19 protein-coding genes are annotated in these 26,286 nt (G+C 69.3%); 13 read left to right on the top strand and 6 right to left on the bottom strand.

The window, feature by feature from the left end:
• Window positions 1–84 precede the first annotated feature (84 nt).
• Window positions 85–1,563 carry an NAD-dependent succinate-semialdehyde dehydrogenase gene (locus RSP45_RS14025; protein WP_415392398.1) on the top strand — a complete coding sequence of 493 codons (1,479 nt, stop codon included), beginning with the start codon at window positions 85–87 and terminating at the stop codon, window positions 1,561–1,563.
• A 159-nt stretch (window positions 1,564–1,722) separates the two neighbouring features.
• Here RSP45_RS14025 and RSP45_RS14020 read toward each other — a convergent pair whose 3' ends face one another.
• The gene (locus RSP45_RS14020) at window positions 1,723–2,883 is read right to left on the bottom strand and encodes a thiolase family protein (protein WP_415392397.1); all 1,161 of its coding nucleotides are present in this window, start codon (window positions 2,881–2,883) and stop codon (window positions 1,723–1,725) included.
• Between the two features lie 81 nt (window positions 2,884–2,964).
• Between RSP45_RS14020 and RSP45_RS14015 the strand changes: the two genes are divergently transcribed.
• From RSP45_RS14015 to uvrC, 8 genes are all read left to right on the top strand, one after another.
• The gene (locus RSP45_RS14015) at window positions 2,965–3,321 is read left to right on the top strand and encodes an STAS domain-containing protein (RefSeq protein ID WP_415392396.1); all 357 of its coding nucleotides are present in this window, start codon (window positions 2,965–2,967) and stop codon (window positions 3,319–3,321) included.
• Between the two features lie 53 nt (window positions 3,322–3,374).
• Complete coding sequence (locus tag RSP45_RS14010; protein WP_415392395.1) at window positions 3,375–3,845, top strand: ATP-binding protein; 471 nt, start codon at window positions 3,375–3,377, stop codon at window positions 3,843–3,845.
• Window positions 3,846–4,146: 301 nt separating this feature from the next.
• Window positions 4,147–4,719, top strand: coding sequence for a ubiquinol-cytochrome c reductase iron-sulfur subunit (gene petA, locus RSP45_RS14005; RefSeq protein ID WP_415394078.1), 573 nt, complete (start codon window positions 4,147–4,149; stop codon window positions 4,717–4,719).
• A gap of 11 nt (window positions 4,720–4,730) precedes the next feature.
• Complete coding sequence (locus tag RSP45_RS14000; protein ID WP_415392394.1) at window positions 4,731–6,056, top strand: cytochrome b; 1,326 nt, start codon at window positions 4,731–4,733, stop codon at window positions 6,054–6,056.
• A 705-nt stretch (window positions 6,057–6,761) separates the two neighbouring features.
• Window positions 6,762–7,532, top strand: coding sequence for a cytochrome c1 (locus RSP45_RS13995; RefSeq protein WP_415394077.1), 771 nt, complete (start codon window positions 6,762–6,764; stop codon window positions 7,530–7,532).
• A 1,319-nt stretch (window positions 7,533–8,851) separates the two neighbouring features.
• The gene (locus tag RSP45_RS13990) at window positions 8,852–9,658 is read left to right on the top strand and encodes a S49 family peptidase (protein ID WP_415392393.1); all 807 of its coding nucleotides are present in this window, start codon (window positions 8,852–8,854) and stop codon (window positions 9,656–9,658) included.
• A 161-nt stretch (window positions 9,659–9,819) separates the two neighbouring features.
• Window positions 9,820–10,542: an SDR family oxidoreductase gene (locus RSP45_RS13985; RefSeq protein ID WP_415394076.1), complete on the top strand. Its 723-nt coding sequence runs from the start codon at window positions 9,820–9,822 to the stop codon at window positions 10,540–10,542.
• A 299-nt stretch (window positions 10,543–10,841) separates the two neighbouring features.
• The gene (gene uvrC, locus RSP45_RS13980) at window positions 10,842–12,725 is read left to right on the top strand and encodes an excinuclease ABC subunit UvrC (protein ID WP_415392392.1); all 1,884 of its coding nucleotides are present in this window, start codon (window positions 10,842–10,844) and stop codon (window positions 12,723–12,725) included.
• A gap of 37 nt (window positions 12,726–12,762) precedes the next feature.
• Here uvrC and RSP45_RS13975 read toward each other — a convergent pair whose 3' ends face one another.
• Window positions 12,763–14,349: an MORN repeat-containing protein gene (locus tag RSP45_RS13975; RefSeq protein ID WP_415392391.1), complete on the bottom strand. Its 1,587-nt coding sequence runs from the start codon at window positions 14,347–14,349 to the stop codon at window positions 12,763–12,765.
• Between the two features lie 249 nt (window positions 14,350–14,598).
• Between RSP45_RS13975 and RSP45_RS13970 the strand changes: the two genes are divergently transcribed.
• The gene (locus tag RSP45_RS13970; RefSeq protein ID WP_415392390.1) at window positions 14,599–16,233 is read left to right on the top strand and encodes an NAD+ synthase; all 1,635 of its coding nucleotides are present in this window, start codon (window positions 14,599–14,601) and stop codon (window positions 16,231–16,233) included.
• Window positions 16,234–16,273: 40 nt separating this feature from the next.
• Here RSP45_RS13970 and pncB read toward each other — a convergent pair whose 3' ends face one another.
• A complete protein-coding gene (gene pncB, locus RSP45_RS13965) occupies window positions 16,274–17,581 on the bottom strand; it encodes a nicotinate phosphoribosyltransferase (protein WP_415392389.1) in 1,308 nt (435 codons plus the stop codon).
• Entirely contained in the window at window positions 17,578–18,168 is a 591-nt protein-coding gene (gene pncA / locus RSP45_RS13960) for a bifunctional nicotinamidase/pyrazinamidase (RefSeq protein ID WP_415392388.1), read from the bottom strand. Before pncA ends, pncB begins: the two co-directional genes overlap by 4 nt.
• Before the next feature lie 126 nt (window positions 18,169–18,294).
• Here pncA and RSP45_RS13955 point away from each other — a divergent pair, with 126 nt between their 5' ends.
• Complete coding sequence (locus RSP45_RS13955) at window positions 18,295–19,194, top strand: rhodanese-related sulfurtransferase (protein WP_415392387.1); 900 nt, start codon at window positions 18,295–18,297, stop codon at window positions 19,192–19,194.
• Window positions 19,195–19,341: 147 nt separating this feature from the next.
• Here the strand turns inward: RSP45_RS13955 and RSP45_RS13950 are convergent, their stop codons facing one another.
• Window positions 19,342–21,624 (bottom strand): NADP-dependent malic enzyme, encoded by a 2,283-nt coding sequence (locus tag RSP45_RS13950; protein ID WP_415392386.1) that lies wholly within the window; start codon window positions 21,622–21,624, stop codon window positions 19,342–19,344.
• Between the two features lie 188 nt (window positions 21,625–21,812).
• Between RSP45_RS13950 and mutS the strand changes: the two genes are divergently transcribed.
• Entirely contained in the window at window positions 21,813–24,440 is a 2,628-nt protein-coding gene (gene mutS, locus RSP45_RS13945; RefSeq protein ID WP_415392385.1) for a DNA mismatch repair protein MutS, read from the top strand.
• Window positions 24,441–24,557: 117 nt separating this feature from the next.
• On the opposite strand, the gene RSP45_RS13940 is transcribed toward mutS, so the two are convergent.
• A complete protein-coding gene (locus RSP45_RS13940; protein WP_415392384.1) occupies window positions 24,558–25,289 on the bottom strand; it encodes a DUF1013 domain-containing protein in 732 nt (243 codons plus the stop codon).
• Window positions 25,290–25,450: 161 nt separating this feature from the next.
• Between RSP45_RS13940 and RSP45_RS13935 the strand changes: the two genes are divergently transcribed.
• A complete protein-coding gene (locus RSP45_RS13935; RefSeq protein ID WP_415392383.1) occupies window positions 25,451–26,083 on the top strand; it encodes a ribonuclease T2 family protein in 633 nt (210 codons plus the stop codon).
• Window positions 26,084–26,286 lie beyond the last annotated feature (203 nt).

Here is a 26,286-nt window from a genome sequence, read left to right as displayed (position 1 = left end):
GCGGCCGCCGGCACTGGACAATGGCGGCGGCTGGTGTTCACGTCGCGCCTGACCGATGCCCGGCCAGTCATACCGGAGGAGACCATGACCGCCCATTCGACCGATCTGAAGACCCTGCTGCGCGACCCCTCGCTGCTGGAAACCCGCGCCTTCGTGGCGGGCGAGTGGGTGGAGGCCGACGACGGCGCGACCTTCGAGGTGAAAAACCCCGCCCGCGGCGACGTGATCGCCCGCGTGGCCGACCTGTCGCGGGCCGAGGTCGCCCGCGCCATCGAGGCCGCCCACCGCGCCATGAAGGACTGGGCCGCCCGCCCCGCCAAGGAACGCGCCCAGGTCATGCGCCGCTGGTTCGAGCTGATGATGCAGAACCAGGACGACCTGGGCACCATCCTGACCGCCGAACAGGGCAAGCCCCTGCCCGAGGCCAAGGGCGAGATCGCCTATGGCGCCAGCTTCATCGAGTGGTTCGGCGAGGAAGCCAAGCGCGTCTACGGCGAGACCATCCCCGGCCACATGGCCGACAAGCGCCTGACCGTGCTGCGCCAGCCGATCGGGGTGGTCGGCTCGATCACGCCGTGGAACTTCCCCAACGCGATGATCACCCGCAAATGCGGCCCCGCGCTGGCGGTGGGCTGCGGCTTCGTCGCAAGGCCGGCGGCGGAAACGCCGCTGTCGGCGCTGGCGCTGGCGGTGCTGGGTGAACGTGCCGGGCTGCCCAAGGGGATCCTGTCGGTGGTGACCAGTTCGCGGTCCTCGGACATCGGCAAGGAGTTCTGCGAGAACCCGCTGATCCGCAAGCTGACCTTCACCGGCTCGACCGAAGTCGGGCGCATCCTGCTGCGCCAGGCCGCCGACCAGGTGCTGAAATGCTCGATGGAGCTGGGCGGCAACGCCCCCTTCATCGTCTTCGACGACGCCGATCTGGATGCGGCGGTGGAAGGGGCGATGGCGTCGAAGTTCCGCAACAACGGCCAGACCTGCGTCTGCGCCAACCGCATCTATGTGCAGGCCGGGGTCTATGACGAGTTCGCGCGCCGGCTGGCGGCGGCGGTGGACAAGCTGACCGTGGGCGACGGGCTGGAGACCGGCACCACCACCGGCCCGCTGATCAACGCCGATGCCGTGGAAAAGGTCGAGGAACATATCGCCGACGCGCTGGACCGCGGGGGCAAGGTGGTCACCGGCGGCAAGCGCCACGAACTCGGCGGCTCCTTCTTCCAGCCGACGGTGGTGACGAACGTGCCGGCCGACGCCAAGGTCTCGACCGAAGAAACCTTCGGCCCGCTGGCGCCGCTGTTCCGCTTCGAGACCGAGCAAGAGGTGATCGACAAGGCCAATGCCACCATCTTCGGCCTGGCCGCGTATTTCTATGCCCGCGACGTCGGCCGCATCACCCGCGTGCAGGAATCGCTGGAATACGGCATCGTCGGCGTGAACACCGGCATCATCTCGACCGAGGTCGCGCCCTTCGGCGGCGTCAAGCAGTCGGGGCTGGGCCGCGAGGGCTCGCGCCACGGCATCGAGGATTATCTGGAAATGAAATACGTCTGCCTGTCGATCTGAACCGGAAAAAGAAGGGGGCTGTCTGCCCCCCCATCGCCTGACGGCGATTCCCCCCGAGGATATTTCTGCACCAAAGACCTCATGGAGCTGCAGGCGCGGTCTTTGGTGTGAAAATATCCCGGGGTCCGGGGCAGAGCCCCGGTCCGGCGCGGCCCGTGATCAGACCAACTCGACCGCGATGGCGGTGCCCTCGCCACCGCCGATGCAGATGGCGGCGACGCCGCGTTTCTTGCCCTGCGTCTTCAGCGCGTTGATCAGCGTGACCACGATACGCGCCCCCGAGGCGCCGATGGGGTGGCCCAGCGCGCAGGCGCCGCCGTTCACGTTCACCACCTCGGGCGACAGGCCCATCTTCTGCATGAAGGCCATGGGGACGACGGCGAAGGCCTCGTTCACCTCCCACAGGTCGACGTCTTCCTTGCTCCAGCCCAGCTTCTCCAGCAGCTTTTCTGCGGCGGGGACCGGGGCGGTGGGGAATTCGGCCGGGGCCTGGGCGTGGCCGGCATAGCCCATGATGCGGGCGATGGCGCCCTCGGCCTTGTCCGACAGCACCAGCGCCGCCGCCCCGTCCGAGATCGAGGACGAGTTCGCCGCCGTCACCGTGCCGTCCTTGCGGAACGCCGGCTTCAGGGTCGGGATCTTGTCGGGGCGAGCGTTGCCGGGCTGTTCGTCGGTGTCCACCAGCGTCTCGCCGCCGCGGGTCGCGACCTTGACGCCCACCACCTCACCGGCAAAGCGGCCCTCGTCGATCGCGGCCTTGGCCCGGGTCAGCGAGCGCAGCGCGTATTCGTCCTGCGCCTGCCGGGTGAACTGGAACTCGGCGGCGCAATCCTCGGCGAAGGTGCCCATCAGCCGGCCCTTGTCATAGGCGTCTTCCAGCCCGTCGAGGAACATCGAATCCATCACCTGCCCGTGGCCCAGCCGGGCGCCGCCGCGCATCTTGGGCAGCAGATAGGGGGCGTTGGTCATGCTCTCCATTCCCCCCGCGACGATGGTGCGGGCCGAGCCGGCGCGGATGGAATCGGCAGCCGACATCAGCGCCTGCATCCCCGAGCCGCACATCTTGTTCAGCGTGACCGCGGGCACCGACTGCGGCAGCCCCGCCCCCAGCGCCGCCTGGCGCGCGGGCGCCTGCCCCTGGCCCGCGGGCAGGACGCAGCCCATCAGCACCTCGTCGACCTGCTCGCCGCCCACCCCGGCGCGGGCGATCGCCTCGGCGATGGCGGCGGCGCCCAACTCGGGCGCGGTGAGCGGAGCAAGGGCGCCCTGCATTCCCCCCATCGGGGTGCGGACGGCGGCGTGGATATAGACCTCGGGCATGGCACTCTCGGCTGTTTGCGATTTGGTAACGAGTTTCGGCTAACCATGGGGCAAAGGACGGATTCGCCGCAAGGGTCAGGGATGCAATTCCATACAGATCTCATCGACGACGGGGTCAGGGTGCGGGTCGAGGAACCGCGGCTGGACGCCGCCATCGCCATCCGCTTCAAGGACCGGCTGCGCGATGTGGCGGCGCGGCACGGGCCACGGATCCTGCTGGACCTGACGCCGGTGCAGTTCATGGACAGCTCGGGGCTGGGGGCGGTACTGGCGATCCGCCGCATTCTGCCCGAGGGCCACCGGCTGGAACTGACCGGACTGACCCCGAACGTGGACCGGGTGTTCCGCCTGACCCGGATGGACACGGTGTTCACCATCCACCGCGACCCGGATGCGCTTCCTCCCCCTCCCGCCCCGGATGATGAGGCCGACAGATGATCGACGACATGCCGTTCCCCCCTTGCGGCGACCGCCGACCGCGCGGGGCGCCGATGTTCCACCGCATCCTGGCGGCCGAGCCGCTGACCGTGCAGCAGGCGCTGATCGACCTGCGGGTGCGCTTTGCCGGCGCCGTGCCCGCCGATGCCCTGGACCGGATGGAGCTTGCGATGGCCGAGGTGCTGAACAACATCGTCCAGCACGGGCGCCATCCCCCGGGCGTCGCGCCGCGCGGGCGGCCGCCCCCGGTCACCATCCACCTGACCGTGACCAGCCACGCCGGCGGGCTGGCCTGCGCGGTCGCCGACGACGGCACCCCGCTGCCGCCGTCCTGCCTGGTCCCGGCCCGGCTGCCCCCGCCCGAGATCGCGGCCCTGCGCGAGGGCGGGTTCGGCTGGTTCATGATCCGCGACCTAACACAATCGCTGTTCTATTTCCGCGAGCAGCGGCGCAACGTGCTGTGCTTCCACATCCCCCCGGCCGAGGACGGGCGCCGCCCCTCGGGCACCGCGGTGGTGGCCTGAGGGATGCGCCCTGCCCCGGCACCGGCCCGCCCCTGCCGCGCCCGCCGGACGGTCCGCGGACGCCGCCGGCACCTGCCGCGACAGGCGCCTGCGGCCCGGAATCGCGGGTTTTCAGGCCGCTGCCGCCGGCGCGTCGAAAATCCCACACTGCGGCCAAATGCGGCACTGGCGGCGCGGCTCGGTGCTGGACTGACGGAATGTTGACCGCTAGAAACGCGCCTGCGAGGGCTGTCCAGAGCGGCGGCCCGACCTGTCGTATCGGCCCGGCTCACCCGCGCTGGCCCCGAATTGGAGAATGACCGTGTCCCACGCTGAAGACCACGCAGGAGACCACGGCGCCACCCGGAGGGACTTCCTCTATTACGCAACCGCCGGTGCCGGCGCGGTTGCGGCCGGGGCAGCCGCCTGGACCCTGATCAACCAGATGAACCCCTCGGCCGACGTGCAGGCCCTTTCCTCGATCCAGGTGGATATCAGCGGCGTCGAAGAGGGCACCCAGCTGACCGTCAAGTGGCTGGGCAAGCCGGTGTTCATCCGCCACCGCACGCAAGAGGAAATCGACCGCGCCCGCGCCGATGACGGCGCCACGCTGATCGACCATCAGTCGCAGAACCCCAACAAGCCGGGCTCGAACGCCGACGACATCAACCGCACGCTGGACGACGAGGGCCGCTGGCTGGTCCAGATCGGCGTCTGCACCCATCTGGGCTGCGTGCCGATCGGCGACGGCGCCGGCGACTACCAGGGCTGGTTCTGCCCCTGCCACGGCTCGCACTATGACGCCTCGGGGCGGATCCGCCGCGGCCCGGCCCCGCAGAACATGCATATCCCCGTCGCCGCCTTCCTGGACGACACCACCATCAAGCTGGGCTGAGGAGCGCGACGATGTCCGCCGGTATTCCGACCGATCACTACGAACCCAAGACCTCAGCCGAACGCTGGATCGACCGCCGCCTGCCGATCGTGCGGCTGCTGGTCGATTTCGTCACCCTGCCCACCCCCAAGAACCTGAACTGGTGGTGGATCTGGGGCATCGTGCTGACCTTCTGCCTGGTGCTGCAGCTGGCCACCGGCATCGTGCTGGCGATGCACTACACCCCCCATGTCGACCTGGCCTTCGGCTCGGTCGAGCATATCATGCGCAACGTCAACGGCGGGTATTTCCTGCGCTACCTGCACGCCAACGGCGCCTCGCTGTTCTTCCTGGCGGTCTATATCCACATCTTCCGCGGGCTGTACTACGGCAGCTACAAGGCCCCGCGCGAGATCACCTGGATCGTCGGGATGCTGATCTACATCGCCATGATGGCGACCGCCTTCATGGGCTATGTGCTGCCCTGGGGGCAGATGTCCTTCTGGGGCGCGACGGTGATCACCGGCCTGTTCGGGGCGATTCCCGGCGTCGGCCCGGCGATCCAGACCTGGCTGCTGGGCGGCCCGGCCGTGGACAACGCCACGCTCAACCGCTTCTTCTCGCTGCATTATCTGGTGCCCTTCGTGATCGCGGCGCTGGTCGTGGTGCACTTCTGGGCCTTCCACACCACCGGCAACAACAACCCCACCGGGATCGAGGTGCGCCGCACCTCGAAAGAGGAAGCCAAGCGCGACACCCTGCCCTTCTGGCCGTATTTCGTCGTCAAGGACCTGGTCGGGCTGGCCATCGTGCTGGTGATCTTCTTCGCCGTGGTCGGCTTCATGCCGAACTACCTCGGCCACCCCGACAACTACGTCGAGGCGAACCCGCTGGTCACCCCCGCGCATATCGTGCCCGAATGGTACTTCCTGCCGTTCTACGCGATCCTGCGCGCCTTCACCGCCGACGTCTGGCTGGTGATGGCGGTGAACTGGGTCACCTTCGGCATCGTGGACGCCAAGTTCTTCGGCGTGATCGCGATGTTCGGCGCGATCATCGTGATGGCGCTGGTGCCGTGGCTTGACACCTCGCGCGTGCGCTCGGGCCGCTACCGCCCGCAGTTCAAGTGGTGGTTCTGGCTGCTGGCCGTCGACTTCGTGGTCCTGACCTGGGCGGGGGCGATGCCGGCGGAAGGGATCTACCCCTATATCGCCCTTGCCGGCGCCGCCTACTGGTTCGCCTATTTCCTGGTGATCCTGCCCCTCCTCGGCGTGATCGAGCGGCCGCTGCCGATCCCGAACACCATCGAGGAAGACTTTGACGCGCACTACGGTCGCGCTACCCACCCCGCCGAGTAAGGAGAGGCGCGAATGTCCCTGAGAAACGTCACACTCACGGCGGTCGCGGCCCTGTCCCTCGGGATGGCAGCGAACGCGCAGAGCACGACCACCGTCACGGTGCCGCTGAACGAGCCCGGCACCCAGGCGCCGGTCCCGACCGGCCCCGGCACCACCGTCACCCGGCTGCCCGACGGCTCGAGCACGGTCGAGACCACCGGCGCGACCCCGGAGCCGCAGGCCGCGGCCCCCGCGGCCCCGGCAGCTGCTGCCCCGGCGGCTCCGGCCGCCACCGCTGCGCCGGTCGCCGCGGAACCGGCGCCGGTGACTGCCGAACCCGAGCCGCAGGCCGCGGCCGAGGTCACCGCCCAGGCGGCCGACACGGCTACACCGGCCACGACCGAAGAACCTGCCGCGGAAGAGGCTGCGGCCGAACCGGTGGCAGAGGAACCCGCGGCCGAGGCGCCGGCGGAAGAAGCTCCCGCGGAAGAAGCCGCGGCCGACGAGGCCCCGGCCGAGGAAGCCGCCGAAGCCGAAGCCGCCGCCGAGGACGAAGCGGTCGAGGAAGCCCCCGCCGAGGAAGCTGCCGCCGACGAGGAAGCCGCCCAGGACGAGGCGACCGAGGACGAGGCCCCGGCCGAGGCTGTCGAGGACGAAGCCGCTGCGGAAGATCTGACCGAGGATGTTGCCGTCGCGGAAGACTCCACCGAGGAGGACGCCCCGCAGATCGACGAGGCCGCGGAAGCGACCGAGGCCGCCACCCACGACCAGGTCATCCACGACGTCTCCTTCAGCTTCGAGGGTCCGTTCGGCACCTACGACCAGCTGCAGCTGCAGCGCGGCCTGCAGGTCTACACCGAGGTCTGCGCCGGCTGTCACGGGATGAAGCAGGTGCCGCTGCGCACCCTCTCGGACCCCAACGGCCCGCAGCTGCCCGAAGACCAGATGCGCGCCTATGCCGGCGAGCTGTCGATCTTCGACCCCGAGCTGGACGACGAGCGCCCGCGCGAGCCGACCGACATGTTCCCGACCGTCGAGGGCGAGGGCATGGGGCCGGACCTGTCGCTGATGGCCAAGGCCCGCGCCGGCTTCCACGGCCCCTACGGGACCGGGATCAACCAGCTGTTCCACGGCATCGGCGGGCCCGAGTACATCTACTCGATCCTGACCGGCTACACCGGCGAAGAGATGGAGCAGGCCGGCACGGTGCTGTACGAGAACACCGCCTTCCCCGGCGGCTGGATCTCGATGGCGCCGCCGCTGTCGGACGATCAGGTCACCTACGAGGACGGCGCGCCCACCGACCTGAACAGCATGGCACAGGACATCTCGGCGTTCCTGATGTGGACCGCAGAGCCCAAGATGATGGAGCGCAAGCAGTCCGGCCTGGTCGCGGTCCTGTTCCTGATCGTGCTGACGGTGCTGCTGTACCTGACCAACAAGCGCCTGTGGTGGCCGATCAAGCACCGCGACGAGGTCACCGGCAGCGACCGCTGACCGCTCTTGGAAACCAACCGAACGCGCCCCACCGGGGCGCGTTCTGCATTTCGGAGCTGGCGGGCCCAGCCGGGGATACCTCCAGACGACAGGCGGGAGCGGGAACCTCCGGACCACAGACGGGACAGCACGGCTGCCTCCAGACTCACCACGGCTGCACCGGCAACCCCACCTCGCCGCCATCAGCTCCGTTTCGGGCCGGCGCGGCGGCGATGGACGCTTAAAAGGACGGCACGCCGGCAGAGCAGACAAAGCCGCAATCCGGTCCGCACCCCAATGGTCGCCAAAGCTCCGCTCCGCATCCCTCCTCTGCACGTCGCACGAGCCGTCCTCTCGGCAATGCTCCATCAGGCTACGCCGATAGCCAGCCATTATCGGCCCGATCCGCACAAGCTCGGCGGCGATGGGCGCCTGAGAAGACGATACGCCGCCAAGTCAGACGACGCTGCAGCCCGGCCTGCGCGTCAATGATCGCCAAAGCGCGCCCCTTCCGATGCGGCGGGGCATTCCACTTCCTCTGTACGTCGCGGTGCCAAGCCTTCCTCTGGACAATGCTCCATCCGGCTACGTCGATAGCCCATTCCAGCCATCATCGGTCCCCATTTCGCGCCGGCGCGGCGATGGACGCCTGTCGAGAAGACAACAGGCGGGGAGAACCGGCGACCCTGCAGCCCGGACCGCGCCTCGATGGTCGCTAACGTGCGCGTCTCCGCTGCGGCGATGCATTCCACTCCTCGCAAGTCGCTGCGCCAAATCTCCTCTCGGCAATGCTCCCTAGACTGCACCGATAGCCATTCCCGCCACCATCACCCCCGTTTCGCGCCACCTCGGTAGCGACGGAAGCCCGTCAAGAAGCCGATAAGCCACCAGGGTTAGGCGACGCTACAGCCGGCCTGTGCCTCGATGTTCGCCAAAGCACGCCCTCCGCTGCGACGATGCATTCCACTCCTCGCAAGTCGCCGCGCCAAGCCTCCTCTCGGCAACTACGCCGATAGCCCGCATCAGCCACCAATCGCCCCCATTACGCACTGACACGGCGCCGATGGGCGCTTAAGAAGAACGGTTCACACCTGAAAACGATAGACCACCGGCGACAGGCAACACTCCAGCCCGGCCCACGCCTCGATGGTCGCCAAGGCGCGCCCTCGACGGGCCGCATCCACCCTCGCACGTCGCGGCACCTAGCTTCCCTCCTGGCAACCTGTTCCGACACCGCTGGCGCATTACCGCCCGCCCAGCCTCTCTCAGAGCCCCCGCCCCCGCCCGCTCCCCCATCACGACGCTTGCGGGCAGCTCTGCCGACGCTTATCTGGCTTGCCATGCGCATCCCGTTCCTGTCGCCGCGGCGGCCCGTCGTTTCTGTCATCCGCCTGCAGGGCGCCATCGGGGCCGCGGCCCGTGCGGGCGCGATCGGGCTGTCCGATGCCGGGCTGGCGCCGCTGCTCAGCCGCGCCTTCAGGCGCCGCAGCCCGGCGGCGGTGGCCATCGCGCTGAACTCGCCCGGCGGGTCGCCGGTGCAGACCTCGCTGATCGCCGCCCGCATCCGCCGGCTGGCCGAGCGCCACAAGGTTCCGGTGCATGTCTTCGTCGAGGATGTGGCGGCCTCGGGCGGGTACTGGCTTGCGACGGCCGCGGACAAGATCTGGGTCGATCATTCCTCGGTCATCGGCTCGGTCGGGGTGATCTCCTCGAGCTTCGGGTTCGCGGATTTCATCGCCCGCCACGGGATCGAGCGGCGCATCCACACCGCCGGCACCGCCAAGGCCTGGCTGGACCCGTTCCGCCCCGAACAGCCCGAGGATGTCGCCCGGCTGCACCGGCTGCTGGAGCCGATCCACGCCGCCTTCAAGGATCAGGTGCAGTCGCGCCGCGGCGACCTGCTGCCCGCTGACCGCGACCTGTTCACGGGCGAGGTCTGGGTCGGCCAGCAGGCGGTCGACCTCGGGCTGGCCGACGGCATCGGCCATCTGGAGCCGGTCATGCGCGACCTGTTCGGCCAGGATGTGCAGTTCCTGACCTATGGCCTGCGCACCCCGTTCCTGCGCCGCTTCGGCATCTCGGCCGAGGACCTGCTTGACGCGGCGGCCGAACGGGCGGCCTTCGCGCGCCTGACCCCGGGGGGCTGAGATGCTCAAGATCGTCGTCCTGTTCCTGCTGATCATGCTGGCCTTGGCGCTGGCCTTCGGCCCCGGTTTCCGCCGGGTGATCGCCCGTATCCTGGGGCTGCCCCTTGGCCGCTAGGGGGGTGGCACTGGTCACCGGCAGCGCACGGCGGCTGGGGCGGGCAATGGCGCTGGCGCTGGCCGGGCGCGGCCATGACGTGGCGGTCCACTACTTGGGCTCGCAGGCCGAGGCCGAGGCGACCGCCGCCGAGGCCCGTGCCCTGGGCGTCAATGCCCGCATCTTTCGCGCCGATCTGCTGGACGAGGGCGAAACTCAGGCGCTGATCCCGGCCGTCGCCGCGGCGATGGGGCCGCTGACGGTGCTGGTCAACAACGCCTCGATCTTCGAATACGACAACATCGCCACCGCCACCCGCGACAGCTGGGACCGGCATCTGGGCTCCAACCTGCGGGCCCCGTTCATCCTGACGCAGGCATTCGCCCGGCAGCTGCCCCCCGCGCCCCAGACGGGACCCGAGCCGCAGGCCCATGGGCTGATCGTCAACCTTGTCGACCAGCGGGTGCTGAAGCCGACGCCCGAGTTCATCACCTATTCGCTGGCCAAGGCCGGGCTGTGGGCGCTGACCCGCACCTCGGCGCAGGCGCTGGCGCCGCGGATCCGCGTCAACGCCATCGGCCCCGGCCCCACCCTGCAGGGCGCCCGGCAAAGCGCCGGGCATTTCGCCCGCCAGCGCGCCGCCACCATCCTGCAACGCGGCGGCGATGCGGATGACATCGCGCGCGCGCTGCTGTATCTTCTGGATGCGCGGGCGGTGACGGGGCAGCTGATCTGCGTCGACGGCGGCCAGCACCTGGCCTGGCAGACCCCCGACATCATCGGCGACTAGCCCGCCCGCGGCGGCACCCCGCGGCACTTTGTCCACCATCGCTGCGGCAGCCCGCCGATTGTCACGAATCCTTCAAGGGAATCATCCGCTTGTGGCGCATACAAAGAAAAACGATGAAAAACAGCCCCTTGCAACACTGCCTGTTTTTTGAGCAAACCCGGGAAAGCCTAGGAATCCCTGATCCGGGGGCCATGGTTTCGCAGCCGTTCCACAGAGTTATCCACAGATTCCGTGGATGCATATCTGCTTGCATCCCACCCCGTCTTGCGGGCTGAAAACGGAATCACTTCGTTAACGCCATGGACGATACCGCACCCCCCGCCGAACGCCCCGTTCCGCCCCTGACCGGCCACCGGCTGATCGCGGATTACTGCCGCCGGCTCGATTCCAGCCCCGGGGTCTACCGGATGCTGGATGCGGGCGGCGCGGTGCTTTACGTGGGCAAGGCGCGCAACCTGCGGGCGAGGGTGTCGAACTACGCCCGCCCCTCGGGTCATTCGGTGCGGATCGCGCGGATGATCCGCGAAACCGCCAGCATGATGTTCCTCAGCACACGGACCGAGACCGAGGCGCTGTTGCTGGAACAGAACCTCATCAAGCAGCTCAAGCCGCGCTACAACGTGCTGCTGCGCGACGACAAGTCGTTCCCGAACATCCTGGTCACCCGCAACCACCCGTTCCCGCAGATCAAGAAGCACCGCGGCGCGAAATCGGAAAAGGGCGATTACTACGGCCCCTTCGCCAGCGCGGGCGCGGTGAACCGGACGCTGAACCAGCTGCAGCGGGTGTTCCTGCTGCGGTCCTGCACGGATTCGACCTTTGCCTCGCGCACCCGGCCCTGCCTGCTTTACCAGATCAAGCGCTGCAGCGCGCCCTGCGTGGGGCGCATCTCGGAAACCGATTATGCCGGGCTGGTCGCGGATGCCGAGCGGTTCCTGCAGGGGCGCTCGACCTCGGTGCAGCTGCGGCTGGCGGCCGAGATGGCCGAGGCTTCGGCGGCGATGGAATACGAACGCGCCGCGGCGCTGCGCGACCGGATCAAGGCGCTGACCGCGGTGCAGTCGGTACAGGCGATCAACCCCAAGGGCGTCCCCGAGGCCGATGTGGTCGCCCTGCATCTGGACGCCGGGCAGGCTTGCGTGCAGGTGTTCTTCATCCGCGGCAACCAGAGCTGGGGGAACCGCGATTTCTATCCGCGCACCGGCGGTTCCGAATCCCCAGCCGAGATCATGCAGGCGTTCCTGGCGCAGTTCTACGCCGACAAGCTGCCGCCGCGGCTGATCCTGCTGAGCGATGCGGTCGAGGATGCGGATCTGATGGCGCGGCTGCTGTCGGACCGCGCCGGGCGGCGGGTGGTGCTGGGGGTGCCGCAGCGCGGGGAAAAGGCCGAGCTGGTGGCCAACGCGCTGCGCAACGCCCGCGAAAGCCTGGCCCGCCGGCTGGCCGAAAGCGCGACCCAGCGGCGGCTGCTGGAGGGTCTGGCCGAGGCGTTCGAGCTGCCGGTGGTGCCGCGCCGGATCGAGGTTTACGACAACAGCCACATCCAGGGCGCGGCCCCGGTCGGCGGCATGATCGTCGCCGGCCCCGAGGGCTGGATGAAAAGCCAGTATCGCAAGTTCAACATCAAGGGCACCGAGATCACCCCCGGCGACGATTTCGGCATGATGCGCGAGGTTCTGACCCGGCGGTTTTCCCGGCTGCTCAAGGAAGACCCCGACCGCGCGTCCGAAGCCTGGCCCGACCTGCTGCTGATCGACGGCGGCGCCGGGCAGGTGTCGGCGGTGGGGGGGATTCTGGCGGAACTCGGGGTCGAGGACATCCCCCTGATCGGCGTCGCCAAGGGCGAGGACCGCGACCACGGCAAGGAGGTATTCCACCGCCCCGGGATGCGCCCCAAGGCGCTGGCGATGAACGATCCGGTGCTGTATTTCACCCAGCGCCTGCGGGACGAGGCGCACCGCTGGGCCATCGGCACCCACCGCGCCCGGCGCACGAAACAGGCGATGGCGAACCCGCTGGACGAGATCCCCGGCGTCGGCGCCGCCCGCAAGCGCGCGCTGCTGGCGCATTTCGGCAGCGCCAAGGCGGTGTCGAACGCGGGTCTGGCCGATCTGCAGGCGGTCGAGGGCATCTCGGGCGCGCTCGCCCGCACCATCCACGACCATTTCCACCCCGAGGGATGAGGCGGGGCAGGCCGCCTGCCGCGGGCTTCACAGCCACCTAGCCCTCGGCGGGCAGATCCTCCCCGGCCGTATCCTCCGCAGGGGTCTCCTCTGCAGGGGGAACGGGTTGCGCTTCATCGTCTGGCGCTGCCCCCACGCCGCCCGCCGGCAGCTCGGCGGAACCGCCCGGCACCTCCGGTTCGGCAGGCACGGCGCTGCCCTCGGCTGCAGCGGCCGGGGCGTTCGCATCTTCCTTCAGCTGGTCGTCGCGCCATTCGCCCTCGGTCACGCGGCCGCTGGCATAGCGCATCACCCCGGCGCCCTGCCGCTTGCCGGCGACGAAGCTGCCCTCATAGACGTCGCCGTTGGCGTAGCTGGCCACGCCCTTGCCGTCGATCTCGCCGGCCTTCCAGCCGCCTTCGTAGCGGAAGCCGTCGGGGGTCATCAGCACGCCCTGCCCATCGCGCAGCCCGCCCGCGAAACCGCCGCGATAGGTGGTGCCGTCGGTATAGGTGGCCGCGCCTTCGCCGTGGCGCTGGCCGTTGACCCAGGCGCCGGTATAGACATAGCCGTCCGGGTGGGACATCGTGCCCAGCCCGTGGTTGCGCGCATTCTTGAAGCCGCCCTCATAGGACATGCCGTTGGCATAGGTGGCGCGGCCCTGCCCCTCGATCACCCCCGCCACCCAATCGCCTTCGTAGCCGGAGCCGTCGGGATAGGTGATGCGGCCGCGGCCGTCGGGCTGGTCGGCCTTGAGCGTGCCTTCGTAGACCGAGCCGTCGGGATACTGGATGCGGCCCTCGCCCTCCATCCGGTCGTCGACCCAGCCGCCCTCGTAGCGATAGCCGTCCTTGCCGGTGAACACCCCCTGCCCGTGGCGCTTGTCGGCGCGGAAGCCGCCCTCGTAGACGTCGCCGTTGACATAGGTGGCGCGGCCCTGCCCCTCGCGCCGGTTGGCGACCATGGTGCCTTCGTAGATGTCGCCCGAGGGCTGCACCAGCCGCCCCGGCCCCGACATCTGGCCGCTGGCCCAGACGCCTTCGTAGACCAGCCCGTCGGGCATGGTCAGCTTGCCCTGCCCCGCGCGCATCTCGGCCAGCATCCCGCCTTCGTAGACCGAGCCGTCGGGATAGGTGATCTTGCCGTGGCCCTCGCGCGCGCCGCGCACCCAGTCACCGTCATAGCGATAGCCGTTGGGCTGGGTCAGCACCCCCTTGCCGTGGTGCAGCGCCTTTTCGAACCCGCCCTCGTAGACCGAGCCGTTGGCATAGGTGGCGCGGCCCTGGCCGGTGATCTCGCCCTCGACCCAGTCGCCTTCGTAGCTGCCGCCGTCGGCATAGGTGATCTTGCCCTTGCCATGCGGCTTGCCACCGTCGAACTGTCCCTCGTAGACCGAGCCGTTGGGATAGACCGCCCGCCCCTGGCCGCGGATCTCGCCGTCCACCCAGTCGCCTTCGTAGCGATAGCCCGAGGGCAGGCTGTAGCTGCCGCGCCCGTGCTGGCGGCCGTTGCGGAACGTGCCCTCATAGACGCCGCCGTCGTCATATTGCTTGGTGACGACCGCCGCGGCCTGCGCCACGGCAGGCGCCGGCACCTGGGAAAGCGCCAGACCGGCCAGCGCCGCGGCAAGGACTGCGGGTTTCATCGCCAGAGCCTCTCAAGCCTGTGGGTGGATGCGGGCCGCGCCCGCTGCTGCGCTTGGTTTAACGCAGCCGCCGCCCGGCGCAAAGCCCAAGGCGACCTCTGCCGCCCCCGCGCGCTTTGGGCTTTCACCGTGCCGCAAATATCCTCCGGGGGTGCGGGGGTGGAAAACCCCCGTTCCGGCGGCGCCATCACCCTTTCCCTCGCCCCCCGCAGGCCCTATCTTTCCACAGCCCTGCACGGAGCCCCTGCCATGACCGACCGTTTCCGCCTGACCATCGCCCAGCTGAACCCAACGCTCGGCGACCTGCCCGGCAACGCGGCGCTGGCATTCGGGGCCTGGCAACAGGCCCAGGCCGCCGGCGCCCAGATGCTGGCGCTGCCGGAGCTGTTCCTGTCCGGCAGCCCGGCGGGGGACCTGGCGCGCAAGCCGGCGTTTCTGGACGACTGCCGCCGCACGATTGAAAAGCTGGCCGAGGATTGCGCGGAGGGGCCGGCGATCGGCATCGGCGCGCCCTGGCGCGTGGGCGGGCGGGTACATGACGCCTGGCTGGTGCTGCAATCCGGGCGCATCACCGCGCAGGTGCTGCGCCATGGCGGCGACGCCAGCTTCGACCCGGCGCCGGTCAGCGGCCCGTTTGCGGTGGACGGGCTGCGGCTGGGCTGCGTGATCGGCGCCGACGCGCTGTCGCCCGAGGTGGCCGAGACACTGGCCGAGACCGGGGCCGAGATCCTGCTTTGCCCTGCCGCCGACCCCTATCACCGCGCCCGCCACGACCAGCGCATCACCCATATGGTGGCGCGTGTGGTGGAAACCGGGTTGCCGCTGGTGCATCTGAACCTGACCGGCGGTCAGGACGAATGGGTCCACGACGGCGCCTCGTTTGTGCTGAACCCGGGCGGGCACAAGCAGCTGCAACTGCCGCCGTTCGAGGATGCGGTGGCCCATGTCGACTTCATCCGCGGTGATGACGGCTGGCAGGCCGAGCCCGGGGCGATGGCCCCGCAGCCCGACGAATGGGAACAGGATTACCGCGCCATGTGCGTGGCTCTGGGCGACTACATGCGCAAATCCGGGTTCCGCCGTGCGTTGCTGGGGCTGTCGGGCGGGGTCGATTCGACGCTGGTCGCCACCATCGCCGCCGACACGCTGGGGCCGGAAAACGTGCGGGCGGTGCGACTGCCCTCGGTCCATTCCACGCAGCATTCGCTGGACGACGCCGCGGAACAGGCGCGGCGGCTGGGCATCCGCATGGACACGCTGCCGATCACCCTTTCCCAGCAGGCGGTGACCGAGACGCTGGCCGAAAGCTTTGCCGGCACCACCCCCGACCTGACCGAGGAAAACATCCAGTCCCGCCTGCGCGGGGTGCTGCTGATGGCGCTGTCGAACAAGTTCGGCGATATGCTGCTGTGCACCGGCAACAAATCCGAGGTCGCGGTGGGATATGCGACCATCTACGGCGACATGGCCGGCAGCTATAACCCGCTGCGCGACCTCTACAAGACCCGGGTGTTCCAGACCTGCCGCTGGCGCAACGAAAACCATCGCGACTGGATGCGCGGGCCTGCGGGCGAGGTGATCCCCCCCGCCATTATCTCCAAGCCGCCCTCGGCCGAGCTGCGCCCGGGGCAGACCGATCAGGACAGCCTGCCGCCCTATGACCTGCTGGACGCGATCCTCGAAGGGCTGATCGAGCGCGACGAATCCACCGCCTCGCTGATCGCGCAGGGGTTCGACGCGGACACGGTGCAGCGGGTGGTGCGGCTGGTGCAGTTCAGCGAATGGAAGCGCTATCAGGCCGCGCCGGGGCCGCGGCTGTCGCCGCGCGCCTTCGGGATGGACCGGCGCTATCCGCTGGTCAACGCCTGGCAGGATCGGGGCTGAGCGGGCGGGCGGGCTGAGCGGGCTGGGCTGAGCGGACGCCCTAGACGATCACGTCGAACCGCTGCCCCTCGGCCGCATCGAACACGCGGCGGTAATGCGCCACCAACTCGGCCGGGCCAGTGGCTTTTTCCGGGTTGTCGGACAGTTTCACCGTCGGGCGGCCGTTCGCCGCCACCGCCTTGCACACCAGGCTGAACGGGGCCAGCCCGTCGCCGGGCACGAAGCCGCGGAAGTCGTTGGTCAGCAGCGTCCCCCAGCCGAAGCTGACCTTGACCCGCCCGTGGAACCGCGAAAACAGCGCGGCGATGGTCTGTTCGTCCAGCCCGTCGGAAAAGATCACCAGCTTGCCCTGCGGATCCTCGCCGCGGCTTTGCCACCAGCGGATCGCATATTCCGCCATCTGCACCGGATCGCCGGAATCGACGCGGATGCCGGTCCAGCGCGCCAGCCAGTCGGGCGCGCTGTCCAGAAACCCCGGCGTGCCATAGGTGTCGGGCAGGATGATACGCAGGTTGCCGTCGTGTTCCTCTTGCCAGTCGGCCAGCACGCGATACGGGGCCTGACGCAGCTCCGCGTCGCTGTCGGCCAGCGCCGCATAGACCATCGGCAGCTCATGGGCGTTGGTGCCGATCGCCTCGATGTCGCGGCGCATGGCGATCAGGCAATTCGAGGTGCCGGTGAAGCAGTCGCCCAGCCCCTCGATCATCGCCTGCACGCACCAGTCCTGCCACAGGAAGGAATGCCGCCGCCGTGTCCCGAAATCGGCGATGCGCAGGTCGGGGCCCAGCTTGCGCAGATGCTCGATCTTTTCCCACAGCCGGGCCATGGCGCGGGCGTAAAGCACCTGCAGCTCGAACCGGCCCAGATCCTTGAGCACGGCGCGCGAGCGCAGCTCCATGATGATCGCCAGCGCCGGGATTTCCCACAGCATCACCTCGGGCCAGCGGCCGTGAAAGGTCAGCTCGTACTGGCCGTCGCGGCGTTCCAGCTGGTATTCCGGCAGGCGCAGGTTTTCGAGGAACTCCATGAAATCGGGCCGGAACATCTGGCGCTTGCCGTAGAAGGTGTTGCCGCGCATCCAGGTGGATTCGCCCCGCGCCAGCGACAGGCCGCGCACATGGTCCAGCTGCTCGCGCAGCTCGCCCTCGTCGATCAGCTCGGCCAGGCGGATGGATTTGCTGCGGTTGATCAGGCTGAAGGTGACGTCCACGTCGGGCCGGTTGCGGAACACCGACTGGCACATCAGCAGCTTGTAGAAATCGGTGTCGATCAGCGAACGCACGATCGGGTCGATCTTCCACTTGTGGTTGTAGACCCGCGTCGCGATGTCGATATGGGGGATCATCATGCCAGCGTCACCCCGGCAGCGCGCATCGCATCGCGCGCGGCGTCAAGCGAGCCGTTCAGGTCGATGGCGCGGGTGGCGGTCTCGATGACCGTGGCCGCGAACCCCAGCCGCACCGCATCCATCGCCGACCAAGCGACGCAGAAATCCTGCGCCAGCCCGACGAAATGCAGGTCGCTCAGCCCGCGGTCGCGCAGATAGCCGGCCAGCCCGGTGGCGGTGCTGCGGTCGTTTTCGAAGAACGCCGAATAGCTGTCGATCCCCGGCCGGAACCCCTTGCGCAGGATCAGATCGGCGCGCGACAGGTCAAGCCCCCCGTGGAAGGCGGCGCCGTCCGAGCCGATCACGCAATGCCGCGGCCACAGCACCTGCGGGCCGTAGGGCATCTGGGTGGTGGAATAGGGCGCAGCGCCGTGGTTGTCGGCAAAGCTGGTGTGGTCGGCGGGGTGCCAGTCCTGCGTCAGGATCACCGCGTCGAACCGGGGCATCAGCGCGTTGATCGGGGCGATGATCTCGTCCCCACTTGCCACCGCCAGCGCGCCGCCGGGGCAGAAATCGACCTGCATGTCGACGACGATCAATGCGCGCATGACGCTCCTCCTGCGGACGGGGAACCCTAGAAAGCCCGCCGGTCGAGGTCAACGGGAGGGCGACCTTATGCCCCTCCTCCATCCAACCGCTTGCCTTTGCCGACGCGCCCGGATTACGCGGGCAGGATGTTCACCGTCGCCGCGCTTTACCACTTTGCCCCGCTTGCCGACCCCGCGGCCGCCCGCCTGCCGCTGCTGGCGCTGTGCCGGGCGGAAGGGGTGCGCGGCACGCTGATCCTGGCGCGCGAGGGGGTCAACGGCACCATCGCCGGCCCGCGCGAAGGGATCGAGGCGGTGCTGGCGCATCTCCGCGGCTGGCCGGGGTTCGCGGCGCTGGAGTGGAAGGAAAGCACCGCCGCCACCCTGCCCTTCGGCCGCATGAAGATCCGCGTGAAGCCCGAGATCGTGACCATGGGCCGGTCCGGCATCGACCCCACCGCCCGCGTCGGCCGCCATGTCGCGCCCGAGGACTGGAACGCGGTGATAAGCGACCCCGGCACGGTGGTGATCGACACCCGCAACGCCTATGAAATCGCCATCGGCAGCTTCCGCGGCGCCATCGACCCCGGCACCGCCAGTTTCCGAGAGTTCCCCGGCTGGTGGGCCGAAAATGCCCACCGCTTCGCCGGCAAGCGGGTGGCGATGTTCTGCACGGGCGGCATCCGCTGCGAGAAATCCACCAGTTTCCTCGTCTCGCAAGGAGTCCCCGAGGTGGTGCATCTGCAGGGCGGGATCCTGAAATACCTCGAGGATATCCCGGCGCAGGACAGCCTGTGGAACGGGGCCTGCTTCGTCTTCGACCGGCGGGTCAGCCTGACCCACGGGCTGGAACCGGGCGGGCATCTGCTCTGCCACGCCTGCCGCCGCCCGCTGTCCCCGGCCGACACCAGCCGCCCGGAATACGAACCCGGCGTATGCTGCCACCTGTGCGCTGACGAATATTCCGACGCCGACCGTGCCCGTTTCCGCGACCGGCAGCGCCAGGTCGAACGCGGCGAGCTGTTTGCGGAAAGCGACCCGGGCTGAGCCACCCCTTCCGCGCCGCGCCCCCCGTCGCTGCTGCATGGGTATTTAACCAGAAAGAAGCCCTCACCCCGCCGCAGCGGCGTGCTTCTTTCTGGTCCAAATACCCATTGCAACGGCGCGGCCAGGGGTGAGTGCGCCGGTGTCGCGCTACCTCGCCAGCCCCACCCCGCCCGCGGCGATCGCGGCCATGTTCAGGATGTCGTTCACCGTCGAGGTGGTCGAGCAGATCTGGATCGGCTTCGGCACCCCGGTCAGGATCGGGCCGATCACCGTGGCGCCGGCCATTTCCTGCATCAGCTTGACGCTGATCGAGGCCGAGTGCCGGGCCGGCACCACCAGCACGTTCGCGGGGCCGGTCAGGCGGCTGAATGGATAGCGCGCCGCCTGTTCGGGGTTCAGCGCCACGTCCACGGTCATCTCGCCTTCGTACTCGAAATCGGCGCCCATCGCATCCAGCACCCTGGGCGCCTCGGCCATCTTGGTGGCGCGTTCGCTGACCGGATAGCCGAAGGTCGAAAAGGACAGGAAGGCGACCCGCGGGTCCATCCCCAGCGCGCGGGCGACCTGCGCGCCGCGGGTGGCGATCAGCGCCAGGTCCTCGGCCTCGGGCCATTCGTGGACCAGCGTGTCGCCCATCAGCACGATCCGGCCCTTGTGCAGGATCGCGGTGACGCCGACCGCGCCGTCCTGCGGGCGCACGTCGAACACCTGCCCGATCTGTTCCAGCACATGCGCCGACTTGCGGGTGACGCCGGTGACCAGCCCGTCGCCATGCCCATGCGCCAGCATCAGCGCCGCGAACACATGGCGGTCGCGGTTGGCGAGCTTCCCGGCATCCTCGCGGTCGACGCCCTTGCGTTGCAGCCGCGCGTAAAGCGCCTCGTGATAGCGGGACTGGTGCGGGGAGTTGGCGGCGTTCACCACCTCGATTTCCTGCAGCGCATCCGCAAGCCCGGCGGCAGAAAGCTTTTCCGCCACGTCGGCCTCGCGTCCCACCACCAGCGCACGGCCCAGCCCGCTGCGCTGCCAGGCGACGGCGGCGCGCAGCACGCGCGGGTCGTCGCCCTCGGCAAAGATCATCCGCGCCTGTGCACGGCGGGCGCGCGCATGGATCCCCTGGAGGATCGAGGCAGTGGGGTCCATGCGCTGGCGCAGCGACTGGACATAGCCCTCCATGTCGATGATCGGGCGGCGGGCGACGCCGGTGTCCATGCCCGCCCGCGCCACCGCCGGCGGCACCACATGGATCAGCCGCGGGTCGAAGGGCGTCGGGATGATGTAGTCGCGGCCGAACACCAGCTTGCGGCCGTAGGCCACCGCCACCTCGTCCGGCACGTCCTCGCGCGCGAGCTCGGCCAGCGCGCGGGCGCAGGCGATCTTCATCTCGTCGTTGATGGCGCGGGCGTGGATGTCCAGCGCGCCGCGGAACAGATAGGGAAAGCCCAGGACGTTGTTGACCTGGTTGGGATAGTCCGAGCGCCCCGTGGCGACGATGGCGTCGGGGCGGACCTCATGCGCCTCTTCCGGGGTGATCTCGGGGTCGGGGTTGGCCATGGCGAAGATCACCGGGTTCGGCGCCATGCTGGCCACCATTTCGGGCGTCACCGCGCCCTTGGCGGAAACCCCCAGGAACACGTCGGCGCCGACCAGCGCCTGTTCCAGCGTCCGCGCCTCGGTTGCGACGGCGTGGGCGGATTTCCACTGGTTCATACCCTCGGTCCGGCCCTGGTAGATGACCCCCTTGGTGTCGGCCATGATGCAGTTTTCCGGGCGCGCGCCCATTGCCTTGACCAGTTCCAGACAGGCGATACCGGCGGCGCCGGCCCCGTTCAGCACGATCCTGACGTCCTCGATGCGCTTGCCGGACAGGTGCAGCGCGTTGATCAGCCCGGCGGCGCAGATCACCGCGGTGCCGTGCTGGTCGTCGTGGAACACCGGGATGTCCATCAGCTCTTTCAGGCGCTGCTCGATGATGAAGCATTCGGGCGCCTTGATGTCCTCAAGGTTGATGCCGCCGAAGGTCGGGCCCATCAGCCGCACCGCCTGGATGATCTCGTCCGGGTCCTCGGTGTCCAGTTCGATGTCGATGGCGTTGACGTCGGCAAAGCGCTTGAACAGTACCGCCTTGCCCTCCATCACCGGCTTGGAGGCCAGCGCGCCGAGATTCCCCAGCCCCAGGATCGAGGTGCCGTTCGACACCACCGCGATCAGGTTGCCCTTGGTGGTATAGTCATAGGCGGTTTCCGGGTTGGCCGCGATCGCCTGCACCGGCACCGCGACGCCGGGGGAATAGGCGAGGCTGAGGTCGCGCTGGGTCACCATCGGGGTCGAGGGCACCACGTCGAATTTTCCCGGCCGCGGTTCCAGGTGATAGGCCAGCGCTTCTTCCGGTGTGATTCGCGCCTTTTGCGGCTGGTTCTTCGCGGTCATAGTTCCTCTCTCGTCCCTGGGTTCGGCCACAGCTTTGCCGGGACCGGCGGCAAAGCGCAACGTGCGGCGTGGCAGGCGGGGGCCAGCCCCCGCGCCCCCGGGGTATTTTCACCAGAAAGAAGCAATGGCGGGCGGTTCTCTTTGCGGATGGCGCACCCTAGAAGAGGGGCGACCAGAAAGGACCGCCGATGACCGACCAGCCGACCCCGATGATGGCCCAGTATCTCGCGATCCGCGAGGCCAATCCGGGGGCGCTGCTGTTCTATCGGATGGGCGATTTCTACGAGATGTTCTTTGAGGACGCGGTGGCCGCCGCCGCGGCGCTGGACATCGCGCTGACCAAGCGCGGCACCCATCTGGGCGAGCCGATCCCGATGTGCGGGGTGCCGGTCCATGCCGCGGAATCCTATCTGCTGACCCTGATCCGCAAGGGCTTCCGCGTCGCCATTGCCGAGCAGATGGAGGACCCGGCCGAGGCCCGCAAGCGCGGCTCGAAATCGGTGGTGGCGCGCGACGTGGTGCGGCTGGTCACCCCCGGCACCCTGACCGAGGAATCGCTGCTGGAGGCGCGACGGCACAACTTTCTGGCCGCCTGGGCGCAGGTGCGGGACGAGGCGGCGCTGGCCTGGGTCGATATTTCCACCGGCGCGCTGCGGGTGGCGCCCTGCCCCCTGCCCCGGCTGGCGCCGGAACTGGCCCGCCATGCACCGCGCGAGTTGCTGGCGCTGGACGGGTCACGGCTGGACGACATCGCGCATGAGGCCGGCGCCGCCCTGACCGAGCTTTCGGCGGCGAGTTTCGATTCCACCGCCGCCGTGCGCCGGCTGGGGGATCTTTACGGGGTCGGCACGCTGGACGGTTTCGGCCAGTTCACCCGCGCCGAGCTGTCGGCGATGGGGGCGATCGCCGACTACCTGTCACTGACCCAGCGCGGGCGGATGCCGCGGCTGTCGCCCCCGGTGCGGGAAAGCGGCGCCGGCGTCATGCAGATCGACGCCGCGACCCGGCGCAATCTGGAACTGACGCAGGCGCTGTCGGGCGGGCGAGAGGGCTCGCTGCTGTCGGCCATCGACCGCACGGTGACGGCGGCGGGGGCGCGGCTGCTGGAACGGCGCATCTCGGCCCCCTCGCGCGACCTGGCGCTGATCCATCGCCGGCAAGAGGCAGTGGCGGCGCTGGTCGATGATTCCCGGCTGACCGCCCGCCTGCGCGAGGCGCTGGCTTCGGTTCCCGACATGGACCGGGCGCTGTCGCGGCTGGGGCTGGACCGCGGCGGGCCGCGCGATCTGGCCGCGATCAGGGGCGGGCTGGCGGCGGCCGAGCGCATCGCCGCGATGCTGGCGGGGGCCGAGGGGCTGCTGGCCGAGGCCGCAGGAGATCTGGTCGGTCATCAGGCGCTGACCGGGCTGCTGGACCGGGCGCTGGTGGCAGAGCCGCCGCTGCTGGCCCGCGACGGCGGTTTCGTCGCCGCGGGGTTTGACGCCGAACTGGATGAAACCCGCGCCCTGCGCGACGAGGGCCGCGGCGTGATCGCGCAGATGCAGGCCGATTACGTCGCGGAAACCGGCATCGCCAGCCTGAAGATCAAGCACAACAACGTGCTGGGCTATTTCATCGAGACCACCGCCACCCATGCGGAAAGGATGCTCGCGCCGCCCCTGAACGCGCGCTTCATCCACCGCCAGACCACCGCCAGCCAGATCCGCTTCACCACCGTCGAGCTGTCGGAACTGGAGACTCGCATCCTCAACGCCCGCGACCGCGCGCTGGAGCTGGAACGCGCGGTGTTCGCCCGGCTGCTGGCGGCGGTGCTGGACCAGTCCGCCCGCATCGGGCAGGCCGCCCGCGCGCTGGCGGAAATCGACGTGGCCGCGGGTTTCGCCGACCTGGCCACGGGCGAGGGCTGGACCCGCCCCCATGTGGACGACAGCCGCGCTTTTGTGGTCGAGGGCGGGCGTCACCCGGTCGTGGAGCGGGCGCTGAAACGCAAGGGCGAACCCTTCGTCGCCAACGACTGCGCCCTGACCGAAGGCGACACTCCGGCGATCTGGCTGCTGACCGGGCCGAACATGGCGGGGAAATCGACCTTCCTGCGGCAGAACGCGCTGATCGCGGTGCTGGCGCAGGCCGGCGGCTTCGTTCCCGCCGCGCGCGCCCATGTCGGGCTGGTCACGCAGCTGTTCAGCCGCGTCGGCGCCGCCGACGATCTGGCGCGGGGGCGGTCGACCTTCATGGTCGAGATGGTGGAAACCGCGGCAATCCTGAACCAAGCCGACGCCGGCGCGCTGGTGATCCTGGACGAGATCGGGCGCGGCACCGCCACCTGGGACGGGCTGTCCATCGCCTGGGCGGTGCTGGAACATCTGCATGGTGCCAACCGCTGCCGGGCGCTGTTCGCCACCCATTACCACGAGATGACGCAGCTGGCCGCCAAGCTGGAGGGCGTGGAAAACGCCACCGTCGCCGTGCGCGAATGGGAAGGCGAGGTGGTGTTCCTGCACGAGGTCAGGAAGGGCACCGCCGACCGCAGCTATGGGGTGCAGGTGGCGCGGCTGGCCGGGCTGCCGCCGGCGGTGGTCGAGCGCGCGAGAGAGATTCTGGACGCACTGGAAGCGGGCGCCCGCGACGGCGCCGCCCGCCCCGCGGCGCTGATCGACGACCTGCCGCTGTTCCGGGCCGCCCCTCCGCCGCCGCCAGCAGCACCCGCCCGCGAATCGGCGGTCGAGGCGCGGCTGCGCGACATCGACCCCGACCGGCTGACCCCGCGCGAGGCGCTGGATCTGGTCTATGAGCTGGCAGCACTGGGGGGCGAGTGAGGAAGGGCGGCGCGGTGAAGCTGCGCCTTGGGCAGGATCCGCGACAGGGCGCCCTTATCTGACCGGCGGTAACAACGGACCGGCGGCGCATCGGCGCCCGCCGGGCCGGCATCGCGCTTAACGCTCGTCTTCGTCCTCGTCGTCGCCGTCCGGCAGGTTGAAGAAGCTCTCGGCGTCCAGGTTCGGTTCGGGCTTGTCGTCGTCGCGGCTCAGGCTGAAGTTTTCCAGCCCGGCGATGGAAGACGGCAGCCGCGGTTCGTCCGGCATCGACAGGCTGGACTGGGTGGACACCAGCTTGCGGCGCTCGTCGTCGGACATCACCTCAGGCTGGGCCTTGGCGGCTTTCTGCACGGCGGCGTCCAGTTCCGACTGCCGGCACAGCCCCAGCGCCACCGGGTCGATGGGCTGGATGTTCTGGATGTTCCAGTGGGTGCGCTCGCGGATGGCGGTGATGGTGGGCTTGGTGGTGCCGACCAGCCGCGCGATCTGCGAATCGGCCAGTTCCGGGTGGAACCGCACCAGCCACAGGATCGCCGCCGGGCGGTCCTGCCGCTTGGACAGCGGGGTATAGCGCGGGCCGCGGCGCAGCTCCTCGCCCTCGGCGGCGGGGTTGTGCTTGAGCTTGAGCTTATAGGCCGGGTCCTTCTGGCCCTTTTCGATCTCGGCCGGGTCCAGCTGGTTCGAGGCCACCGGATCGAAGCCCTTGACCCCGGCCGCCACGTCGCCATCGGCAATGCCCTGCACCTCGAGCTCGTGCATCCCGCAGAAATCCGCGATCTGCTTGAAGCTGAGCGTGGTGTTGTCGACCAGCCAGACGGCGGTGGCCTTGGCCATCAGCGGCTTGTTCATGGGTTGCTCCTTCGCAATGACTCTGTGTCCGGGGAAACCGGGGCGGCCCGGGGACAGGCCATTCCGCAGATTTCGGGGGGAATTGCCTGTCCATATACGACCGCGGCGGCGTGGTTTGAACCCCCTTTTTCGCCGCACGCGGGCCGCATAGGCTGGGGCGCATGAAACGCCCGCTTCTTCGCGCTCTGATCTGTGCCGCCCTGATGCTGCCCCTGCCAGCCGCGGCGGAGGACGTGGCGGGCCGGTTCGACTATTATGTGCTGTCGCTCAGCTGGTCGCCAAGCTGGTGCGCGTCCGGGGGCGGCGACGCGCCGCAATGCGACCCCCGGCGGCGGACCGGTTTCGTCGTCCACGGGCTGTGGCCGCAATACGAACGCGGCTGGCCGGATTTCTGCACCACCGCGCAGCGCGACCCCACCCGCCGCGAAAGCCGGGGGATGGAGGCGCTGATGGGCTCGGCCGGGCTGGCCTGGTACCAGTGGCAGAAACACGGGCGCTGCTCGGGGCTGTCGGGGCCGGACTACTACCGCGCCACCAGCGAGGCCGCGGCAACGGTGGCGATCCCGCCGGTGCTGGCGCAGCTGCCCCGCGATGTGCGGCTGGGCGCGGCGGTGATCGAGGATGCGTTCATCGAGGCCAACCCCGACCTGACCCGCAACGGCATCACCGTCACCTGCAAGGACGGCCGCCTGCAAGAGGTCCGCATCTGCCTGACCCGCGAGATGGAGCCTCGAAGCTGCGGCCCTGACGTCCGGCGCGACTGCCGCACGCCGATGCTGGTTGAAGCGCCCTGAGGCGCTGCCGCAGCGGGGGATTTTCCATCCCCCGCACCCCCTGGAGGATATTTCCAGACAGAAGATCGCCCTTAACCGAATCGTAAGATTTTCCTGCCAGAACGATGGGGCGGTACAGGCGGGGACGCCGATGACCGTGACAGGAGACGCCACACCCTGGCCGGACAAGCGCCGAGCCGGGGTGTGTGCGCTTTCGGGGCGCC

It is taken from the genome of Paracoccus sp. SJTW-4 (assembly GCF_047716885.1).
In the GTDB taxonomy this organism is placed as follows: domain Bacteria; phylum Pseudomonadota; class Alphaproteobacteria; order Rhodobacterales; family Rhodobacteraceae; genus Paracoccus; species Paracoccus solventivorans.
This window is presented reverse-complemented; position numbering and strand designations above follow the sequence as displayed.